This is a genomic window from Paraburkholderia sp. A1BS-2L (genome assembly GCF_051125205.1).
Classification (GTDB): Bacteria; Pseudomonadota; Gammaproteobacteria; order Burkholderiales; family Burkholderiaceae; genus Paraburkholderia.
Map to the genome: position 1 here is coordinate 953194 of NZ_CP120430.1, position 18526 is coordinate 971719.

At 63.6% G+C, this 18526-nt stretch carries 18 protein-coding genes; 9 read left to right on the forward strand and 9 right to left on the reverse strand.

All coding sequences use genetic code 11. The annotated features are described in order from the left end of the window. The first annotated feature begins 31 nt into the window (after positions 1-31). From P5W98_RS28850 to P5W98_RS28865, 4 genes are all read left to right on the forward strand, one after another. The gene (locus P5W98_RS28850) at positions 32-430 is read left to right on the forward strand and encodes a DUF2946 domain-containing protein (RefSeq protein WP_421027213.1); all 399 of its coding nucleotides are present in this window, start codon (positions 32-34) and stop codon (positions 428-430) included. A 152-nt stretch (positions 431-582) separates the two neighbouring features. After that, on the forward strand, positions 583-960 hold the full coding sequence (locus P5W98_RS28855) for a copper resistance protein CopC (protein ID WP_421027214.1): 378 nt from the start codon (positions 583-585) through the stop codon (positions 958-960). A 139-nt stretch (positions 961-1099) separates the two neighbouring features. Beyond that, positions 1100-1483: a DUF1801 domain-containing protein gene (locus P5W98_RS28860; protein WP_421027215.1), complete on the forward strand. Its 384-nt coding sequence runs from the start codon at positions 1100-1102 to the stop codon at positions 1481-1483. Between the two features lie 66 nt (positions 1484-1549). Further along, positions 1550-3070, forward strand: a complete 1521-nt coding sequence (locus P5W98_RS28865; RefSeq protein WP_421027216.1) for a peptide MFS transporter — start codon at positions 1550-1552, stop codon at positions 3068-3070. On the opposite strand, the gene P5W98_RS28870 is transcribed toward P5W98_RS28865, so the two are convergent. The 4 genes from P5W98_RS28870 to P5W98_RS28885 form a co-directional block, all read right to left on the reverse strand. Beyond that, a complete protein-coding gene (locus tag P5W98_RS28870) occupies positions 2998-4266 on the reverse strand; it encodes an aromatic ring-hydroxylating oxygenase subunit alpha (protein ID WP_421027217.1) in 1269 nt (422 codons plus the stop codon). The two genes, P5W98_RS28865 and P5W98_RS28870, sit on opposite strands and share 73 nt — an antisense overlap. A gap of 16 nt (positions 4267-4282) precedes the next feature. Continuing rightward, positions 4283-5287, reverse strand: a complete 1005-nt coding sequence (locus tag P5W98_RS28875; RefSeq protein WP_421027218.1) for a LysR substrate-binding domain-containing protein — start codon at positions 5285-5287, stop codon at positions 4283-4285. A 79-nt stretch (positions 5288-5366) separates the two neighbouring features. Further along, positions 5367-6512, reverse strand: a complete 1146-nt coding sequence (locus P5W98_RS28880) for a porin (protein WP_421027219.1) — start codon at positions 6510-6512, stop codon at positions 5367-5369. 40 nt (positions 6513-6552) lie between these two features. Further along, positions 6553-8001, reverse strand: coding sequence for a purine-cytosine permease family protein (locus P5W98_RS28885; protein ID WP_421027220.1), 1449 nt, complete (start codon positions 7999-8001; stop codon positions 6553-6555). Positions 8002-8399: 398 nt separating this feature from the next. On the opposite strand from P5W98_RS28885, the gene P5W98_RS28890 reads away from it, so the two are divergent. The 4 genes from P5W98_RS28890 (at position 8400) to P5W98_RS28905 (ending at position 13515) form a co-directional block, all read left to right on the forward strand. Further along, complete coding sequence (locus P5W98_RS28890; RefSeq protein ID WP_421027221.1) at positions 8400-9548, forward strand: aromatic ring-hydroxylating oxygenase subunit alpha; 1149 nt, start codon at positions 8400-8402, stop codon at positions 9546-9548. 1 nt (position 9549) lies between these two features. Continuing rightward, positions 9550-11010, forward strand: coding sequence for an NAD-dependent succinate-semialdehyde dehydrogenase (locus P5W98_RS28895; RefSeq protein WP_421027222.1), 1461 nt, complete (start codon positions 9550-9552; stop codon positions 11008-11010). A gap of 171 nt (positions 11011-11181) precedes the next feature. Next, positions 11182-12150 (forward strand): PDR/VanB family oxidoreductase, encoded by a 969-nt coding sequence (locus tag P5W98_RS28900; RefSeq protein ID WP_421027223.1) that lies wholly within the window; start codon positions 11182-11184, stop codon positions 12148-12150. A gap of 291 nt (positions 12151-12441) precedes the next feature. Further along, entirely contained in the window at positions 12442-13515 is a 1074-nt protein-coding gene (locus tag P5W98_RS28905) for a PAS domain-containing protein (protein ID WP_421027224.1), read from the forward strand. 209 nt (positions 13516-13724) lie between these two features. Here P5W98_RS28905 and P5W98_RS28910 read toward each other — a convergent pair whose 3' ends face one another. The 5 genes from P5W98_RS28910 to P5W98_RS28930 all read right to left on the reverse strand — a co-directional run bounded on the left by P5W98_RS28910 (position 13725) and on the right by P5W98_RS28930 (position 16892). Next, positions 13725-14804, reverse strand: coding sequence for a tartrate dehydrogenase (locus tag P5W98_RS28910; RefSeq protein WP_421027225.1), 1080 nt, complete (start codon positions 14802-14804; stop codon positions 13725-13727). Positions 14805-14866: 62 nt separating this feature from the next. After that, on the reverse strand, positions 14867-15088 hold the full coding sequence (locus P5W98_RS28915; RefSeq protein ID WP_421073388.1) for a hypothetical protein: 222 nt from the start codon (positions 15086-15088) through the stop codon (positions 14867-14869). After that, positions 15085-15759: an HAD family hydrolase gene (locus P5W98_RS28920; RefSeq protein ID WP_421028000.1), complete on the reverse strand. Its 675-nt coding sequence runs from the start codon at positions 15757-15759 to the stop codon at positions 15085-15087. The genes P5W98_RS28915 and P5W98_RS28920 overlap by 4 nt, the downstream gene beginning before the upstream one ends. Positions 15760-16158: 399 nt before the next feature. Next, on the reverse strand, positions 16159-16518 hold the full coding sequence (locus tag P5W98_RS28925; RefSeq protein WP_421027226.1) for a hypothetical protein: 360 nt from the start codon (positions 16516-16518) through the stop codon (positions 16159-16161). A 203-nt stretch (positions 16519-16721) separates the two neighbouring features. Then, positions 16722-16892, reverse strand: a complete 171-nt coding sequence (locus P5W98_RS28930) for a hypothetical protein (protein ID WP_434718539.1) — start codon at positions 16890-16892, stop codon at positions 16722-16724. Between the two features lie 428 nt (positions 16893-17320). Between P5W98_RS28930 and ubiM the strand changes: the two genes are divergently transcribed. Beyond that, on the forward strand, positions 17321-18523 hold the full coding sequence (ubiM, locus tag P5W98_RS28935; RefSeq protein ID WP_421027228.1) for a 5-demethoxyubiquinol-8 5-hydroxylase UbiM: 1203 nt from the start codon (positions 17321-17323) through the stop codon (positions 18521-18523). Positions 18524-18526: the final 3 nt, after the last annotated feature.

Here is an 18526-nt window from a genome sequence, read left to right on the forward strand (position 1 = left end):
CCGCTGTTTCCCCGCTGTTTCCTGTTACGCCGTGCGCCGTTTCCACCTCAAGCTGGTCAGTTTATTAGGGACGCTTGCAATCCTGATGACCACGCTCGCGCCGGCGATTTCGCATCTGCTCGCGGCGCACGCAAGCCAGTCGACGCATACCGCACGGATGTCCACGACGAATGGGCATTGCGACATGCCGTCGATGCGCGCCGCGCAGAGCGGGCACGGCGATGCTATCCACGCGCATGTCGCCCCCGGCGATCTGCACGATTGCGGCTATTGCAACCTGTTCGCTCATTTGCCGGCAGCGCCCGGCGTGCCTGTGTCGTTCGTGCTCGCCACGCGCCTCGTGCATGCGCGCGTTGCCGCGCGCTTCGAGGGCCTCGCACGCGCCGAGCCGCTCACCCTCGCGCTCGCGCGCGCCCCGCCTTCCGCCTGAGCCGATCGCAGCCGCCTTCGCGGCTTCAGGCAGCAACATGCACAGCAACTTGCCGGCGGTGTCGCCGCGCGCATCGAACGCCTTGCGCGCAGCGACCCACAGCATCGGCATACTGCTCTATCTGTACCCGCAGTTATTCTCAGGACTCCATCATGCTGAAACTCAGCACGCATTCCCGTTCCTTGCGCCTCGCAATGGGTGCGCTCGCACTCGCCGGCGCACAACTGGCCTGGGCGCACGCGCATCCGACCCATCAACAGCCGCTCGCCGGCTCGACCGTGACGACGGCGCAAAACACCGTCGCGATCGACTTCGACGATGCGCTCGAACCGGCCTTCAGCTCGATCGACGTCACCGATGCAGCGGGCAAGTCGGTCGTCCACGGCAAGTCCGCCGTCGATCCGGCCAACGGCAAGCGCATGTCGGTGGCGCTCGACGCGCTCGCCGCAGGCAAGTACACGGTCAAGTGGGTCGCCGTGGCCGCCGACGGCCATCGCACCACCGGCCACTACGGCTTCACCGCGAAGTAAGACACGGACGTGAGGCGCTGAAGCAGCGCCCAGAATGCGGGCATTCGCGCCACGCCGGATAATGGCGCGACCACCCGCTGCCGCAGCCCCGGACGGCACTTCGGGTTCCTTAAGTCTGACCGTGCCACAGGGAGCGACCATGACCCCATCCGAACAAATCGACGCATTGATCGCCAGCATCACCGACTGGCGCGGTGCGACCTTCACCGCCGTGCGCCGCGCCATTCTCGAAGCGGACAAGGAAATCGTCGAGGAATGGAAGTGGATGGGCAGCCCGGTGTGGTACCTCGACGGCATCATCGCGGTCGCCAATGCGCATAAGGGCAAGGTGAAGCTCACGTTCCAGTACGGCGCGAGCCTGCCCGATCCCGACAAGCTGTTCAACGCGGGGCTCGATGGCAACGCGCGGCGCGCGATCGACTTCTTCGAAGGCGACAAGGTCGATGCGCGCGCATTGAAAGCGCTTATTCGCGCGGCAATCGAATTTAATCAAATCAAGAAGACGAAGAAGAAGACCGGCTAGGGCTTTTTCAAGGTAAACCAGACGTGTCTTCGCCATCTTCGCAACTGCAACAAAACTGAGGTCACAATGAATTCACCGATTTCCAGGACGAAATCGTTTTCGACAGTGTTTCTGATCGAAATGTGGGAGCGCTTCGGCTACTACGGCATGGCCGCGCTGCTCGTTCTTTTCATGGTCCAGCGAGTCGGCTTCACCGAAGAGCATGCAACCCTCACCTGGGGCGCCTTCACCGCGCTCGTGTATGCCTCGCCCGCAATCGGCGGCTGGATCGGCGACCGCGTGCTGGGCGCGCGGCGCTCGATGGTGCTCGGCGCCATCATCCTGCTCGCGGGCTATTTCATGCTGGCGATGCCCGACGACCGGCTCACGCACCTGTACGCCTCGCTCGGCGTAATCGTGGTGGGCAACGGCCTCTTCAAGTCGAACGCCGCCAACCTCGTGCGCCGCATTTACGAAGGCGACGAATCGGGCATCGACGCCGCGTTCACGATCTATTACATGGCGGTCAATATCGGCTCGACGTTCTCGATGCTGCTCACGCCGTGGATCAAGGACCATTGGGGCTGGCATGCCGCGTTCGCCGTCTGCTGCGGCGGCATGGCGCTCGGCATCCTCAACTTCCTCCTGATGCAGCGCACGCTCGCGAAGATCGGCTCCGCGCCCGACAACGAGCCCGTGCAATGGAAACGCCTCGCCTGCGTGATCGCCGGCGGCATCGCGCTGGGCGCGGCCACGCTCGTCGTGCTCAAGGACAAGCAGCTTGCGGTGGCGTGCGTTTATACGGCGGCGGCAGCCATCCTCGCGATCTTCGCGTGGATGCTCGTTCGCTGCGAGCGCCACGAGCGCGCGGGCCTTGCCGCCGCGCTGATCCTCACGCTGCAGGTGATTCTGTTCTTCATCTTCTATCAGCAGATGTCGACCTCGCTCACGCTGTTCGCCGTGCACAACGTCGACCCCGCGTTCAACCTGTTCGGCACCGCGCTCTTTAGCTGGAGCGCCGCGCAATTCCAGGCGCTCAACCCAATCTGGATCATGGTGCTGAGCCCGATTCTCGCGGCAATCTACTCGGGCCTCGCGCGCCGCGGCGGCGACGTGCCGGTCGCGGCCAAGTATGCGCTCGGCTTTGTCGTGGTGGCGGCAGGCTTCTTCGTGTTCGCGGCGAGCGGGCGCTATGCGGTGGACGGCCGTGTTTCGTCGTGGTTCATGGTGGCGGGGTACGGTCTTTACTCGCTGGGCGAATTGCTCGTGAGCGGCCTGGGTCTTGCGATGATCGCGCGCTATGTGCCCGCGCGCATGAGCGGCTTCATGATGGGCGCGTATTTCGTGGCCACGGGCGTGTCGCAGTATCTCGGCAGTGTGGTCGCGACTTACGCGAAGATGCCTGAAGGCATGCTCTCGCCGATTGAATCGTTGCCGCTTTATCAGAAGCTTTTCAATGGGCTTGGCTGGGTCGCTGCGGGTGGGGCGTTGCTGGCTATCTTGCTGTTGCCGCTGATGGGCAGGCTCTCGCGTGCTCACCAGGTGGGGAGCGAGCAGGCTGAGGCGCAGTTGGCGGCCACCGAATCAGCCCGCAGCCCATCGACATAGGCTGCCAGCTTCCCCGCATACCAGTCGGTGAAGTGGTTGAGCATGAACTCCGAAGGCGCATAAGGCCCCGGCCGATACCCCTTCGAATTCACGCCGCGCTGATTGTGCGCCACCAGCGTGGCATCCTGAACGTTCGTCGCGCGCCACACCTGCGTGAGCGTCTCGATGTCGTAATCCACACCTTCCACGGCATCCTCGTGCACGAGCCAGGTCGTCTTGAGCGCTGTTTGCGTGGCCGAGAGCGGCAGCACCCGGAAGTGGATGATGTGGTCCGAGAGAAAGTGGTTCCAGTTGTTCGGAACCCTGAACATACGCACGGAGCCGATATCGGGCTCGGTCATATCGCCGAGCAGCTTCTTGCACGCAGGCCGTCCATCCCACGTAAACGACACCGCGCCGCGATGAAACGGCAAGCGGATGCAGCGGAATTCCGTGCCGCCGTCCGCGGGCAGATGCGGCAAGCCGAGGCGATCCCAGAGCGCCGTCTTCTCCTGCATCAGCAACTGGAAATCGCGGTTGGCGCGCGGGTCGTCGGGCAGCGCGAATTCGATCAGTGTGGCCAGCAGTTCCGGATGATTGCCCACGCAGTGATAGCACTCGCGGTTATTTTCGATCACGAGCTTCCAGTTCGCGTCCTCCACGATCGTCTCCGAATACGCGACCTTGGTACGATCGGGACGGTGCGGAGCGATATACGGCGTGACCGCTGCCTTGAAGCGCGCAATATCGGGCGGGGTGTCGGCGATGCAGATATAGACCATCCCGCAGATCACTTCCACATGGACCGGGCGCAAGCCGTGTTCGCGGCGGTCGAAATCGGCGGGCATCTGCCGCGCGCTCAGCAAGCTGCCGTCGAGTTCATAGACCCACTGGTGATACGGGCAGACGAGCCGCTTCGCGTGTCCCTGCGCTTCGATACAGATGACCGAGCCGCGATGGCGGCAGGTATTGAAGAACGCGTTGACACCGCCGTCCTTGTCGCGCACCACCACCACCGAGGTCTTGCCGATCTCGAGCGTGACGTAATCGCCCGCGTGCGGGATTTCGGCCACGTTGCAGGCGAACAGCCATTCGTTCGAGAAGACCGCTTCGATGTCGAGTTCATGCATCGCGGGGGCCGTATAGAAGTCCCCTGCGAGGCTGCAGCCTGAGCGCCGGGCCTCCAGCAACGCACGAACATGGGCAAAATCAATCAAGGATAGCTCCTCCTTTTCATTCGGATTCGAGGTCGCGCTCCCTTGCATCCGAGCCCTCAGCCGTGCGTCCACCCGTATCGCGCACCATGGCATCGACATCGCCTGTCGGCATTGGCAACCCGGCCTGCGCAAACGCTTCGGCGAGAAAATCCACGCACACCTTCACCTTCGCCGATTGCGCGAGGCGCTCCGGAAACACCGCCCATACATTGGCCGGTTGCGTCACGTCGGGCAGCACGCGCTGCAGCTTCCCTTCGTCGAGCAGGGGCTGCACGTCCCAGATCGAACGCAACACGATTCCGCGCCCGGCCAGCGCCCATTGCACCGCCGCCTCGCCGTGGTTCGTCGAGAGCGGCCCGGTTACTTTGACTGCCACCGTCTCGCCGCCTGCGTCAAGACGCCAGACGCCGAACGGATGGTCGCGCTCCTTGATCGCGAGACACGCGTGGGACTCCAGATCCGCGACGCTCTGCGGCGCGCCATGTGCCTCGATATACGCCGGCGCCGCGCAGAGCACCCGGTAGTTCGTCGCGAGGCGTCTTGCGATCAGATGGCCCGCGATTTCATCGCCGATGCGCACGTCAAGATCGAAGCCCTCGCCCGCCACGTCGACCACGCGATCGAACAGATCGAGCCGCACGTTCAGTTGCGCATAGCGGTCCGACAAATCCGCCAGCGCGGGCGCGACGAACTTTCGGCCGAAACCGAAGCTGCTCGACACGCGCAGCGTGCCGCGCGGCATGCGCCGCGTGCTGGAGACGTCCTCGACGAGCTGATCCACGTCGTCGAGGATTTTCTCCGCCCACGCGAACACGCGCTCGCCCGCCGCCGTCATCGCCACGCGGCGCGTCGAGCGGTGCAGCAGGCGCGTGCCCAGGCTCGCCTCGAGCACGCCCACGCGCTTGCTCACATAGGCAGCCGACGCACTGAGCGCCTCAGCCGCCGCGCTGAAGCTGGACTTGCGCGCAACCATGCAGAACACCCGCAGGTCGTCGAGTTCGGGGGAGCCGGGAAGTTTCATGGCGGGGATTCCGGGAAATGCGCAGGCCGCAAGTGCGAAGCGGGCGCGGCTCGATGGCCGCGCCCGCTTCGTCATGGCATCAGAACGAATGACGCATGCCGATGCGCACGTCAGCCTGCGTGGTCGTGGTGGATGGCGTGAAACTATAGCCGATCACCGCGTCCACGCCTTGCGACGCCTTCAACCAGTCGCCCGAGATGTAGACATCCGTGCTCTTCGAAAGCAGGTAGTGCAGGCCGGCCGAAAGCATGTTCCAGTGGTGCCCGTCGAAGTGCGTGTACTGGTAGCCGCCGATGAGGCTCGCCGCCGGCGTGATCTGCCAGCTCGCGCCGCCTTCACCCACCTGCATGTGCTCGCTCTGCCCAAATGCCTTGAGCTGAGTGTAGGTGAAGTCGCCCATCAGCGTGACGGGACCGACCACGTAGCTCGCGCCTACGCCGAACGCACCCTGCTTGTCCACCGGGAACGGCGTGCTCGCGTAGAGGTCCGTGATCGCACCCGAGGCAGGGTCGACGCTCACGGTGGGCTTGCCGAAGAACGTGTGCGTGCCGATCATCGCGTAGGGATCGAACGCGTAGATGCCCGACGGGTTGTTCAGCTGCGTGTACGCGGTGCCCATCGAGAATGCGCCATGCTTATATTGCGCGCCCACGCTCCACGCGCTGCCCGTATGGAAGTCGCCCGCCTTGTTGCTGAACGAGTACATGCCGCCGAACTGGAAGCCGCCATACGTGTTCGACATGTACTTCACGGCATTCGGCAGATGGTCCCCATTCATGCGGTCGAAGTCGCCCTGGTTGATGGCGTAGCCGCTCGCCCATGCCGACACGTTGTAGGTATAGACCATCTCCTGCGTCATGTCGATCTGGTTGCCGAAGGTGAGCGTCCCCCAGTCGCTTTGCAGGCCTACATATGCCTGACGCCCGAAAAGCGAGCCGCCGTTCGAGATCTGCCCATTGCCCAGGTGAAAGCCGCTTTCCAGCCTGAACACGGCCTTCAGCCCGCCGCCCAGGTCTTCCGTGCCCTTGACGCCCCAGCGGTTCCCGTACGAGACGCCGTCGTCGAACTTCACCTGATGCGAACCACCGGCGTTGGAGACGTAGGTGACGCCACCGTCGATGATCCCGTACAACGTGACGCTGCTTTGCGCATGCGCAGCCGAAGGAAGCGCAGCCAGCGTGAGCGCCGCCGCTTGCCATGCCGTAAGGAGTGCGACGGTCCGCATGTTGTTGGTCGATTTCATGATGTTGTAGTAATAAGCGGGATCAGTTCAGGCCGCGGTCGGCCTCGCGCACGAGCTGGCGTTCCTTTTCGATGTCGAGCGAGCGGCAAGTCCACAGGTAGACCAGTGCTGCCACGGGCAGGCCCACGAGCATCGCCACGTCCGTGCCGCCCAGTGCGCGGGCAACCGGTCCGCTGTACATCTCCGTCTTGAAGAACGGAACCATCGCGACGAAACCCACCGCGTAGGCCGTCAGGCCACGCCAGTTCCAGCGCCCATAGATGCCGCGCGGATTGAAGATCTCACGCACCGAGTAATGCGAGTGGCGCACGATGAAGAAGTCGACGAGGTTGATCGCGGTCCACGGCGTGAACAGATAGCCCAGGATGCCGAGGAAGTCGCCAAACTTGCCCATGAAGTTGTCCGACGCCGAGAACGCGAGCGAAGTCGCCACCACCGCCACGATGATCAGGCTCGCGATGCGCTTGGTCGCGCTCGACTTGAGCGGCTTGAACGAGTCGGTGATGCTCAGGAGCGTGAGCGAGGCGCCGTAGAAGTTCAGGCCCGTGATGGCGAGCAGCCCCAGCAGCGAAAGCAGCAGCGTGACCGTGCCGAAGCCCGGGAAGATCATGTCGCCCGCACGCTGAACGGCGTCCGAGATTTCAATCTGCGCGTTGAGCGCCGCCGCCGCCGTGCCCACCAGCATCATCCAGATGCCGCCGATGAGCGCGCCGAGGAAGGTCCACCAGAAAGTGGCCCGCACGCCGGTATTGGGCGGCAGATACCGCGAGTAGTCCGAAACGTAGATCGACCACGAGAGCTGATAGGCCGCCGCAGAAAAGAGTTGCACGAGGAACGGCGTAGTCTTGAAGCCGGCGAGGCTCAACTGGCCTGCGGGGAACTGCACCTTCACGCACATGCCGATGCTGAAGACCGTGAGCGCGGCGAGCAGTGCAAACGCCAGCCAGCGCTGCGCCTTGTGGATCAGGTCATAGCCGAACACGGCGAGCGCGACCGAAGCCAGCGTGAAGACGACGTAGCTCAAATGCGGCTCGGTGCCGAGCAGGTGATGCGCGGTCTGTCCCGCCATGAGCTGGTTGAACGAGTTGTAGCCGATATAGGTGACGAGTGCGACCACCCACACGAGCAGCGCGCCCATGTAGCCGAACTGCGGGCGCGACTGAATCATCTGCGGCAGCCCGAGCTGCGGCCCCTGGCTCGAATGGAACGCCATGAAGAAGGTGCCCAGCACGTTGCCGAGCACGATGGCGATCGCGCTCCACAACAGGTTGCCGCCCATGCTGATGCCGATTGCGCCCGCCGCGATGGTCGCGAGGTTCGCATCGCCCGTAAACCACACGGGCCATAGGTGCCAGGCCTTGCCCTTGCGCTCGGCAAGCGGCACGTAATCGATCGAACGCGATTCGATTCGCGATTTGGCGCGCGACGGCTCGCCGGCCAGCGCGTCGGCTATTGCGTCTTGTGACGACATGTCTCCTCCAGTGGTGGGGTGGCTCGAGCGGGGCCGCACGACGCGGCTCCGACTCCCACGCCTGTTCCGATACCAGAGGTTCCAGTTTCCGGACACGGCGTAGTTACCTTTCAGTTAACATAAAACTACTGATTAACAATGGTACGCAGCCTGGAGGGTTTCGTCTCATTATCGGATTCTCCTATTGACGCCCACAGAAAAATGCATTTGCAATGTCGTGAATCAAACTTCTTGAATTTCAAACAGTAAGGATAGGTGGTTTGCATCAGTCCAGCACCTTTTTGATGCAAGCATGAGGGATAACCCTGATCCACCGACGATGAGATTTCTCCTATAGTTTGGTTAACTGTTAGTTTTATTGTAACCTTCAGTTAATCATTTCCGGTGCGACGTACCCCATGACCTACCTCCCGATCGAATTCCACAAGAAACCTGAACTGCCGAAGTTGCCGGCCGACTTCTGCGCCAACCCGGAACTCGCCTGGACCATCCCGGCTAGCTACTACACTTCCGAAGCGGTCTACAAGGCGGAAGAAAAGAAGATCTTCGAGAACACGTGGATCTGCGTCGCGCACCGCAGCGAGCTGGCCGAGGCGAACGCCTACGTGACCCGCGAAGTCGTGGGCGAAAGCATCCTGCTCGTGCGCGGCAAGGACAAGGTCCTGCGCGCCTTCTATAACGTGTGCCCGCACCGCGGCCACCAGCTGCTCGAAGGCAGCGGCAAGGCGAAGAACGTCATCACCTGCCCGTACCACGCCTGGGCGTTCAAGCTCGACGGCGCGCTCGCGCACGCCAACAACTGCGACCACGTGGAATCGTTCGACAAGGACAATTCGACGCTCGTGCCGGTGCGCGTGGAGGAATACGCGGGCTTCGTGTTCATCAACCTGAACCCGGACGCGCAAGGCGTGGAATCGCAGCTGCCCGGCCTCGAAGCGAGCCTGCGCGGCGCCTGCCCGGTGATCGACGACCTGAAGCTGGCCGCGCGCTTCGTGACCGAGACGCCCGCCAACTGGAAGTCGATCGTCGACAACTACCTCGAGTGCTACCACTGCGGCCCGGCGCACCCCGGCTTCTCGGACTCCGTGAAGATCGACCAGTACTCGCACACGCTGCACGGCAACTGGACGGTCCAGTTCGGTCACGCACAGTCGTCGGAGCGCTCGTTCAAGCTCGATCCGTCCGTGACCAACCCGAGCTTCAACGGCTACTGGGCGTGGCCGTGCACGATGTTCAACGTGCCGCCGGGCGGCGACTTCATGACGGTCATCTATGAATTCCCGATGAGCGCCGAAGTCACGCTCCAGCACTACGACATCTACTTCCTGAACGACGAGCCGACCGAAGAGCAGCAAAAACTGATCGAGTGGTATCGCACCGTGTTCCGTCCGGAAGACCTGCGCCTCGTGGAAAGCGTGCAAAAGGGCCTGAAGTCGCGCGGCTACCGCGGTCAGGGCCGCATCATGGTCGACAAGGCGCGCAGCGGCATCAGCGAGCACGGCATCGCCCACTTCCATAACCTGCTCGCCCAACAGTATCAGGACTGACATGAACTCACTGCAGAACCCCGGCCTGTTCCGCCAGCAGGCCTATATCGACGGCCAGTGGCGCGACGCCAACGACGGCGCCACGCTCGACGTCACCAACCCCTCCACGGGCGAGCGCATCGCGAGCGTGCCGAACATGGGCGCGCCCGAAGCACGCGCGGCCATCGAGGCCGCGAGCCGCGCCTTCCCCGCATGGCGCGCCACCACCGCCAAGGAGCGCGCGCGCCTGTTGCGCAACTGGTTCGAGCTCATCATGGCGAACCAGCAAGCGCTGGCCGAGCTGATGACGCGCGAGCAAGGCAAGCCGCTCGCCGAAGCACGTGGCGAGATCGCCTACGCGGCCTCGTTCATCGAGTGGTTCGGCGAGCAGGCCAAGCGCATCGACGGCGACGTGATCCCGAGCCCGAACCCCGACCAGCGCCTCGTCGTGACGAAGGAGCCGGTGGGCGTCGTCGCCGCCATCACGCCGTGGAATTTCCCGGCCGCGATGATCACGCGCAAGGCCGCACCGGCGCTGGCCGCCGGCTGCACCATCGTCATCAAGCCCGCCAACGAGACGCCGTTTTCCGCGTTCGCGCTCGCCGCGCTCGCAGAACAGGCCGGCATTCCGGCTGGCGTGATCAACATCGTCACGGGCAAGTCGCGCGAGATCGGCCTCGAACTGACGTCGAGCCCGCTCGTCAAGAAGCTCACTTTCACGGGCTCGACCGAAGTGGGCCGCCTGCTGATGCGCCAGTGCTCGGACACGGTCAAGAAGGTCTCGCTGGAGCTGGGCGGCAATGCACCGTTCATCGTGTTTGACGACGCGGACATGGACGCCGCCATCGAAGGCGCCCTGCTCTCGAAGTACCGCAACGCGGGCCAGACCTGCGTCTGCGCAAACCGCTTCTACGTGCACGACTCGGTCTATGACGAGTTCTGCCGCCGCTTTGCCGAGCGCGTGTCCGCGTTCAAGGTGGACGACGGTTTCGCCGAGGGCGTGAACATCGGCCCGCTCATCACGGAAGCGGCGCGCGACAAGGTCGACGGCCTCGTGCGCGATGCCGTGGCGCAAGGCGCACGCGTGGTCACGGGCGGCGCGCCGCACGCACGCGGCGGCAACTTCTACGCGCCCACCGTGCTCGCCGACGCGAAGCCAGGCATGGCCGTGCTGTCCGAAGAGATCTTCGGGCCAGTCGCGCCCATCGTGCGCTTTTCGAGCGACGCCGAAGTCGTGCAGCTCGCGAACGATTCGATCTACGGGCTCGCAGCGTATTTCTACAGCCGCGACATCGGCCGGATCTGGCGCGTGGCCGAGCAGCTCGAGTACGGCATCGTCGGCATCAACACGGGCCTGATCTCCAACGAAGTCGCGCCGTTCGGCGGCGTGAAGCAGTCGGGCATCGGCCGCGAAGGCTCGAAGTACGGCATCGAAGACTTTCTGTCGATCAAGTACCTCTGCATGGCGGGCGTGGCGCGCTAACACTCGCTGGCACGCCCTGAGCTCCGGGCGGGTGCGGTCCGCGCCGCATCCGCTCCTTTTTCCAGATTCAGAATCGACCGCCCGGGCAATCCCACCGGGCAATAACGAAGCAACCTCAGGCCGGCGTCCACGCTCTTCGGAGCAGCCTGGCCCGGGGCAAAGGAAGGCATCATGAACGCCCGCGAATCGATCACTGTCGACGTTGTCGCCGTCGAGCAACTCACCCCGCTCATCAAGCGCTTCACGCTTGCGCTGCCCGATGGCGCACCGCTGCCGTCGTTCAACGGCGGCGCCCACGTGCTCGTCTCCATGCAGGACGGCGAGGCGTGGCACCACAACGCGTACTCGCTGCTGAGCTCGCCGCACGACACGCGCCAGTATCAGATTGCCGTGCGCCGCGAAGAGGCGTCGCGCGGCGGTTCGGCGTTCATGCACGACAAGGTGTCGGCCGGCACGCGTCTCGCCATCGGCTCGCCCGCCAATCTCTTCGAGCTCGCACCGGGTGCGAAGCGCCATGTGTTCATTGCGGGCGGCATCGGCATCACGCCGTTTCTCGCGCAGCTCGCCGAATACCGCCCTGACGATGGTCAACTCGAGCTCGAACTCCATTACGCATACCGCAGCCCCGAGCACAGCGCCTTCGTCGATGAGCTGAAAGCCGGCCCGCACGCGGCCAACGTGCACTGCTATGTGGACAGCGAAGGCCAGCGCCTCGACCTGCTCAAGCTTTTCAAGAGCCTGCCCGCCGACGCGCATGTCTACGTGTGCGGCCCGCAGGGCCTGAACGATGCCGTCTACGCGAACGCCGCGCTGCTCGGCTGGCCGAAGGCGCAACTGCACTCGGAGCAGTTCGCCGCCACCGACATCGCCGGCAAAGCCTTTACGGTGGTGCTCGCGAAGTCGGGCATCGAGCTCGAAGTCGGCGAGGACGAGACCATCCTCAAGGCCATCGAGCGCGCGGGCTTGACGGTGGAGTCGCTGTGCCGCGAAGGCGTGTGCGGCACCTGCGAAGTGGCGATCCTCGAAGGCGAGGCCGACCATCGCGACCAGTATCTCGACGACGACGAAAAGGCCGCGCAGAAGACCATCCTGCTGTGCGTGTCGCGCTCGCGCACGCCGCGCCTCGTGATCGATCTGTAAAAACCGCGTACCGCACGACGGCTTTGCGCCTGGCCGCGAGGCCGCTATACTGCCCCGAGACGTTGGCCCAGGCGCCAATCCGTTAAACTAGCGGGCGATTTGCGGCTGGAAGCACGACATTCGGGCCGCGCGCCCGGGCGTCCACTGGCGCATCACCGGCGGCATATGCCCCGCCCGATCGGCGGACCGAGGCGTATGCCGCCCTTTTCATTTGATCCGCTCGTTTGATCCGTTCGTTTGATCCATTGATTCGATCCGTTTGACCGCGCGATTCGTCATAGAGGGAAATGGATGTCCGAGGATACGTTCGCGTTCCGTCTCAAGGTGCTGCTCGAGCACAAGAAGCTGAGTTTGCAGCAAGTGGCCGACGCCGTCGGCATTTCACGCCCCGCCGTGCATAAGTGGACACGCGGCGGCGAAATCGACTATTCGAACCTGCGCCGCCTCGCGGCGTTTCTCGACGTGAACTGGGTCTGGCTGCGCTATGGCGACAACGCAGTGAAGGACCTCGGCATCGCGGGCACAACCGAGCTGCCCATGACCGACCTGCGCCGCCGCTACACGGCCGAGATCATGTCGAACGAAGCGCGCATGAAGCAGGCCCAGGAGTTGGCGGGCATCGTCACGTGGGAATGGAATCTGGTCGCCGACGAGCTCATCTATTCGAGCAACTGCGCGCAAATCTACGGCCGCGAGATCCATAGCAACGAAGAGTTCTGGGAAATCCTCCATCCCGAAGACTCGATCTGGCTGAACGATGAAGCGATGAAAGAGCTGGTCGCCAGCAAGACGCCGCGCGTGTGGGACTTCCGCATCATCCTGCCCGATGGGCAGATCCGCTGGATCGAATCGCGCGTGGCCACGCTGCTCGACGACGCGGGACGGCCCGTGCGCGTGGTGGGCACGACCATCGACGTCAGCGCGCGCAAGCAAGCGGAGTTCGTCATGCAGCGGAACCTGCAATTGCTCAACGACGCCGCGCGCATCGCGGGCATCGGCGCGTGGCGCTGGCTGCGCGCGCCAGACGAACTGATCGTTTCGGACGAGTGGTGCCGACTGTTCGGCGTCGATCCTGCAAAGGCGCCGCGTCATTATGTGGAGCTCTCGCAGCACATTCATCCGGACGACCGCGCGGCGCGCGAATCGGCTGTGAACGATGCGCTCACGCATCGGGCTGACTATCGCGTGCTGTATCGCGCTTCGCTGCCGGACGATACGTGGCGCCTCGTGGTGGAGCAAGGCCATGCGCGCGTGGCGCCGCATGGTGAGGATGTATGGCTTACGGCGTTGTGTCGCGCGGCCCAGCCTGCGGATATGGCGCAGAGCGCGACGGCAGCGGCTGTGCAACCGCCTGGCGAGGCGTGAGGGTTTCGGTCGGCGGCCTGGCCAAAATCACGATTGGGGTCCCCTTGGCGCGCGCCAATGCGCACGCCAAGGGCGAGGGTATTCAATCGAGGGTTTTTCCCGGGTAAGCCGCTGGTCACAAAAAAGCGCCCGGGTTCCGCACTGGAACACCGGGCGCATCTAAAGCCATTACGTTCTCTACAAAGCCCAGACCAGGGCTCGACTCAAGCTCAAATCAGGGCGGCCACGGCCTTGCCCACGTCGGCCGTCTTCGCCGCGCCGCCCATGTCCGGCGTGCGCGGGCCTTCCACCAGCACCTTTTCGATCGCCTGCATGATCGCGTCATGTGCGGCCTTGAACTGCGCGTCGCCGTTGCCGAGGAACTCGAGCATCATCGCACCCGACCAGATCATCGCGATGGGGTTGGCGATCTCCTTGCCGAAGATGTCCGGCGCCGAGCCATGCACCGGCTCGAACAGCGACGGGAACGTGCGCTCCGGGTTCAGATTCGCCGATGCCGCAAGACCGATCGTGCCCGTGCATGCGGGGCCAAGGTCGGAAAGAATGTCGCCGAACAGGTTGGACGCCACCACCACGTCGAAGCGGTCCGGCTGCAGCACGAAGCGCGCGCACAGGATGTCGATGTGCTGCTTGTCCCACTTCACGTCCGGGTAGGCTTGCGCCATCGCGGCCACGCGCTCGTCCCAGTACGGCATGCTGATCGAGATGCCGTTGGACTTGGTGGCCGCCGTGAGCTTCTTGCGGCCGCGCTGGTTCGCGAGCTCGAACGCGTACTTGAGAATGCGGTCCACGCCGTGACGCGTGAACACCGACTCCTGCAGCGCGAACTCGCGATCGGTGCCCTCGAACATCTTGCCGCCCACCGAACTGTATTCGCCTTCGGTGTTCTCGCGCACCACGAAGAAGTCGATGTCGCCGGGCTTGCGGTTGGCGAGCGGGCACGGCACGCCGGGCAAAAGGCGCACCGGGCGCAGGTTCACGTACTGGTCGAATTCGCGGCGGAACTTCAGCAACGAGCCCCACAGCGAGATGTGATCGGGCACCTTGTCGGGCCAGCCCACCGCGCCGAAATAAATAGCGTCGAAACTTTTGAGCGTCGTGAACCAGTCATCCGGCATCATCTTGCCGTGTTCAAGGTAGTAGTCGCAACTCGCCCAGTCGAAATGCGTGAATTCGATCGACAGACCGAACTTCGCCGCCGCTGCCTGCACCACGCGCACGCCTTCGGGCATCACTTCCAGGCCAATGCCATCGCCGGGAATCGCCGCGATCTTGAAGGTCTTGCTCATGTCTCGTTCTCCGTTGCCTCGCACGCCTGGATTGACGCGCTCTCGATGACTGCAAGGATGCCTCAAAGGGCGCCGGAAATAAGCCCCCGGCCCGTGGAGACATTGAACACGATTCGTGAATAATCAGCAGCGGGGGAATCGAGGCCGGCATGTTCCCGCAACGCGTGGCACTGCGGATACGACCTGTAGATAGGGGGCGATGAAACCCCGGCAAACAAGCAGAACAGTTTGGCGAAGGTATCGATGTTGTTCGTCAGGCCCGGCTTGCCGGCTGACGCCTTCACGCAGGAAGCGCTTCTATGCCGAACCACGCAGAAACGCGCTCGACCGCCTGATCCAGGCTCTCGAGTATCGTCAAGCTAACCTCCATGACCTCGGCCGACGGCTGCTTTAGATCTGGCACCGTCACAACTCGTATCCCTGCTCGATGTGCGGCAAGCACACCGTTCTCGCTATCCTCGAACGCCAGGCAATCGCCCGGCGACTTGCGCAGACGAGAAGCCGCGAGCTCATACACGGCCGGATCCGGCTTGCCACGGGCGACTTCATCCCCTCCTGCAATCGCACCAAAAAAATCGAGCACGCCGACCCGTGCAAGCCGGGATCGAATCTCCTGGCCACTCGATGACGAGGCTACGGCACATGGGACGCCTGCATTGGCCAATGCGGTGAGCAGGCGGTGGACGCCCGGCTTCAGGGGAAACACCGGCGGGGTCGTCGGAGATTGCAAACGTTGCCGAGCTTGCGCAAGTGCTGCCTGAAAGAGCGGCTCTGCGCCGAACATTCCGGCTAGCATCCTGTGGCACTCAGGCAGCGTCCTCCCGATGATCTCGACATAGTCGACAGGGCGGATGTGAACCCCAAGTTCGTGTCCGACGGCTATCCACGTGTTCATGATCGTTCGTTCCGAATCGATCAACAACCCGTCCATGTCGAAAATTGCTCCAGAGAACATATGCAAGAATCTCGAGTGCTTGAAGGTGTATGCCACTATAACCGTGTGCCGGAATGCCATGTGGTTGATACCGACGAAAATCTGCCGAGTTCCGTCAAGCTCGAATTGCCGGTTGAACAACGACACACTCTTGATGGTCAGCGATCGAGGGGTTAACGAATATCCCCGGCGGCGTCTGCCGGAAAGTCGTAGCCAGATCGATCCGCCGCGAGCGGGAAGCCCGCTGCTTCATGCAGTTCTGGCTTGGGAGCGATTGGTTACCGGTCGTATAAGCCCGCCCCCGAGCGCGTGCAGCCCGCACCCACTACCTGAGCGCCTGGCCGGAAACCCCGCAGGACCAGTGGCAAACCGATATTTGCGTTCCGCCCGCGTGAGAGGCCGAGCAGTCGTGCAAGCGAGCTAATGGACGCGCGCCACTCCACGCACGCGGATCATCGCATCGACTGCGGCGGCCAGTTCCGAATCGAGCTGGGGCCAGCGGTCCACGGGAATCGTGGGCGCCCGGCGCGAGCGGTCGCGCATCGCGCCCGGCAGGCAACCGGCTGGCTGCGCGGTCCCGCCGTAGCGAAACACGCGCGCACGGCCAGGCGCGACCTCCTCGACCACATGCACGATTCCCGCGTCAAGCCACATGCGCAAAACGGCCCGTACGCTGCGCGCGTCGATCCTCACGCGCGCCGCCAGTTCCGTTGCCGTACCGCAGACGCCCTCTTGCATCACATCGATCAGCCGAGCTGCTACCTCCCCTCTTTCCCGCATGCTGGTCTCCTCTCAGGAAAGCCTGCCCAGTAGCCGGGATGCAGGCATTGTCGACTAGGTCCCCGGCCAGCGCCGGCAATCGCATTTCAAGCAGGCGCTCGTAGGGCAACGCTAACCCGATTGGCCGCACAGTCATCTCAAAATGGGATGCGTGCACGTGCCGGCATGGCGGGCGGGCAATCCTGCAAATAATTTGGAATCCTTTATTTATGGTGCCGACATCGTTGCAGACTGATTTTCGCGGTTGTTGCGCGGTTGTTGCGCGGTTGTTGCGCGGTTGTTGCGCGGTTTTTTCGTGGTTTTTTGGTGGTTTTTGCGCGTTTTTTTTTCATGGTTGCTGCCCGCCATCGCAGCGATCTTGAGGTCTTGCTCATGTTTCGCTCTCCGCTGCCTCGCGCCCGGATTGGCGCACTCGATAACCGCAAGGATGTCTCAAACATCGCCAGCGCAGGGCAATCCGTCGCTATCGGCCATGCCGCTATCCGGGATAGATTGCCGGTCGCCCGTGCGGGGATCGGCGCGCTCCGCATTTAACCGAATGCGCCCTGCAACCGGAATACGCAAGACGGACTAGTCCGAAAGAAGCAAGCGCGCACCCGCACCCCATCCTCACGCAGGATGGACAGCGGCGCCGGCGCTCTCTAAGGTCTGCGAGCCCGCGTTCGCACCCGCAGCGACCACTGCAAGCGGATTCGCACCGGACTCGCACCAGGGCATGGCGACGTTCGCAGCCCGCCGCACGGCGTTCGTGCATGGCGGAGCACGCAGCGTTGGTGATTTGAATATCGATGGGAGGATCCCGGTGAAAGCCGATATCGTCGTTGTGGGGGCTGGCCCGGCGGGTCTGTGCTTCGCCCGTTCGCTCGCTGGAACAGGCCTGAAAATCGTGATCGTCGATCAGCAGAGTGAGGATGAACTTCGCAATCCAGACTTTGACGGACGTGAAATCGCGCTCACGCATAAATCAGTGGGCATGCTGAAACAGCTTGGACTATGGGAGCGCATCGAGAGCCAGTCGAAGTCGCGTCTGCTCGACGCACGCGTTTTCAACGGCAAGTCTTCGTACGCACTCGAGATCGGGCGCGACCTGAGCCCGCACGACGAACTCGGCTGGCTGGTCGCCAATCACCAGATTCGCAAGGCCGCCTTCGAAGCGGTGCAATGCGCGAAGGAAGACGGCGCGGACATCGACGTCCGCACGTCCCAACGCGTGGTCGGCGTCAAGTCCGACGACCACTGCGCCACCGTGCAGCTCGAGGGCGGGGCATCGATCGAAACGCGCCTGATCGTGGCGGCGGACAGCCGGTTTTCGTCCACGAGGCGGATGATGGGCATCTCCGCGCGGATGCGCGACTTCGGCAAGACGATGCTGGTGTGTGGCATGACGCACGAAAAGCCGCATCATCATGCCGCGTGGGAATGGTTCGGGTATGGCCAGACGCTCGCGTTGCTGCCCATGAATCCGCACCCGGCGTCCGGCGCGTTCCAGTCTTCCGTGGTGCTCACGCTCACGGGCCGCGAAATCGAGCGGCTCAAACACGCGGACGCGCGCACCTTCGCCGACGAAATCGAGCGCCGCTTCGACCACCGCCTCGGCAAGATGGAACTGGTCACGACGCGACACGCGTATCCGCTGGTCGCGGTTTATCCGGAGCATTTCGTGGCGCGACGCTTCGCGGCGGTGGGCGATGCAGCGGTGGGCATGCATCCGGTCACGGCGCACGGCTTCAACCTTGGCTTGTCGGGCGTCGGCACGCTCGCCGGCTCGATTCGCGAAGCCTGCCTCGCCGGGCGCGACTACGCGTCCGATGCGCTGTTGCGGCGCTACGAGCACAAGCATCGTCTGGCAACGCGCCCACTCTATCTGATCACCGGCATGATCGCGTCGATCTACACGCGGGATCATCTGCCTGCACGCCTGGCGCGCGATGTCCTGTTGCGCGCGGGCGATCATCTGCGTCCCTTCAAGCGAGGCGTGGCCGCTTACCTGGCGGGGGGGCTCTGAGCC

Coding starts and splice junctions, on each gene's coding strand:
- P5W98_RS28920 (WP_421028000.1), bottom strand. CDS start 15,759: ATGTTCTCTGGAGCAATTTTCGACATGGACGGGTTGTTGATCGATTCG.
- P5W98_RS28865 (WP_421027216.1), top strand. CDS start 1,550: ATGAATTCACCGATTTCCAGGACGAAATCGTTTTCGACAGTGTTTCTG.
- P5W98_RS28905 (WP_421027224.1), top strand. CDS start 12,442: ATGTCCGAGGATACGTTCGCGTTCCGTCTCAAGGTGCTGCTCGAGCAC.
- P5W98_RS28885 (WP_421027220.1), bottom strand. CDS start 8,001: ATGTCGTCACAAGACGCAATAGCCGACGCGCTGGCCGGCGAGCCGTCG.
- P5W98_RS28855 (WP_421027214.1), top strand. CDS start 583: ATGCTGAAACTCAGCACGCATTCCCGTTCCTTGCGCCTCGCAATGGGT.
- P5W98_RS28925 (WP_421027226.1), bottom strand. CDS start 16,518: ATGCGGGAAAGAGGGGAGGTAGCAGCTCGGCTGATCGATGTGATGCAA.
- P5W98_RS28895 (WP_421027222.1), top strand. CDS start 9,550: ATGAACTCACTGCAGAACCCCGGCCTGTTCCGCCAGCAGGCCTATATC.
- P5W98_RS28910 (WP_421027225.1), bottom strand. CDS start 14,804: ATGAGCAAGACCTTCAAGATCGCGGCGATTCCCGGCGATGGCATTGGC.
- P5W98_RS28930 (WP_434718539.1), bottom strand. CDS start 16,892: ATGAGCAAGACCTCAAGATCGCTGCGATGGCGGGCAGCAACCATGAAA.
- P5W98_RS28900 (WP_421027223.1), top strand. CDS start 11,182: ATGAACGCCCGCGAATCGATCACTGTCGACGTTGTCGCCGTCGAGCAA.
- P5W98_RS28880 (WP_421027219.1), bottom strand. CDS start 6,512: ATGCGGACCGTCGCACTCCTTACGGCATGGCAAGCGGCGGCGCTCACG.
- P5W98_RS28875 (WP_421027218.1), bottom strand. CDS start 5,287: ATGAAACTTCCCGGCTCCCCCGAACTCGACGACCTGCGGGTGTTCTGC.
- P5W98_RS28860 (WP_421027215.1), top strand. CDS start 1,100: ATGACCCCATCCGAACAAATCGACGCATTGATCGCCAGCATCACCGAC.
- P5W98_RS28890 (WP_421027221.1), top strand. CDS start 8,400: ATGACCTACCTCCCGATCGAATTCCACAAGAAACCTGAACTGCCGAAG.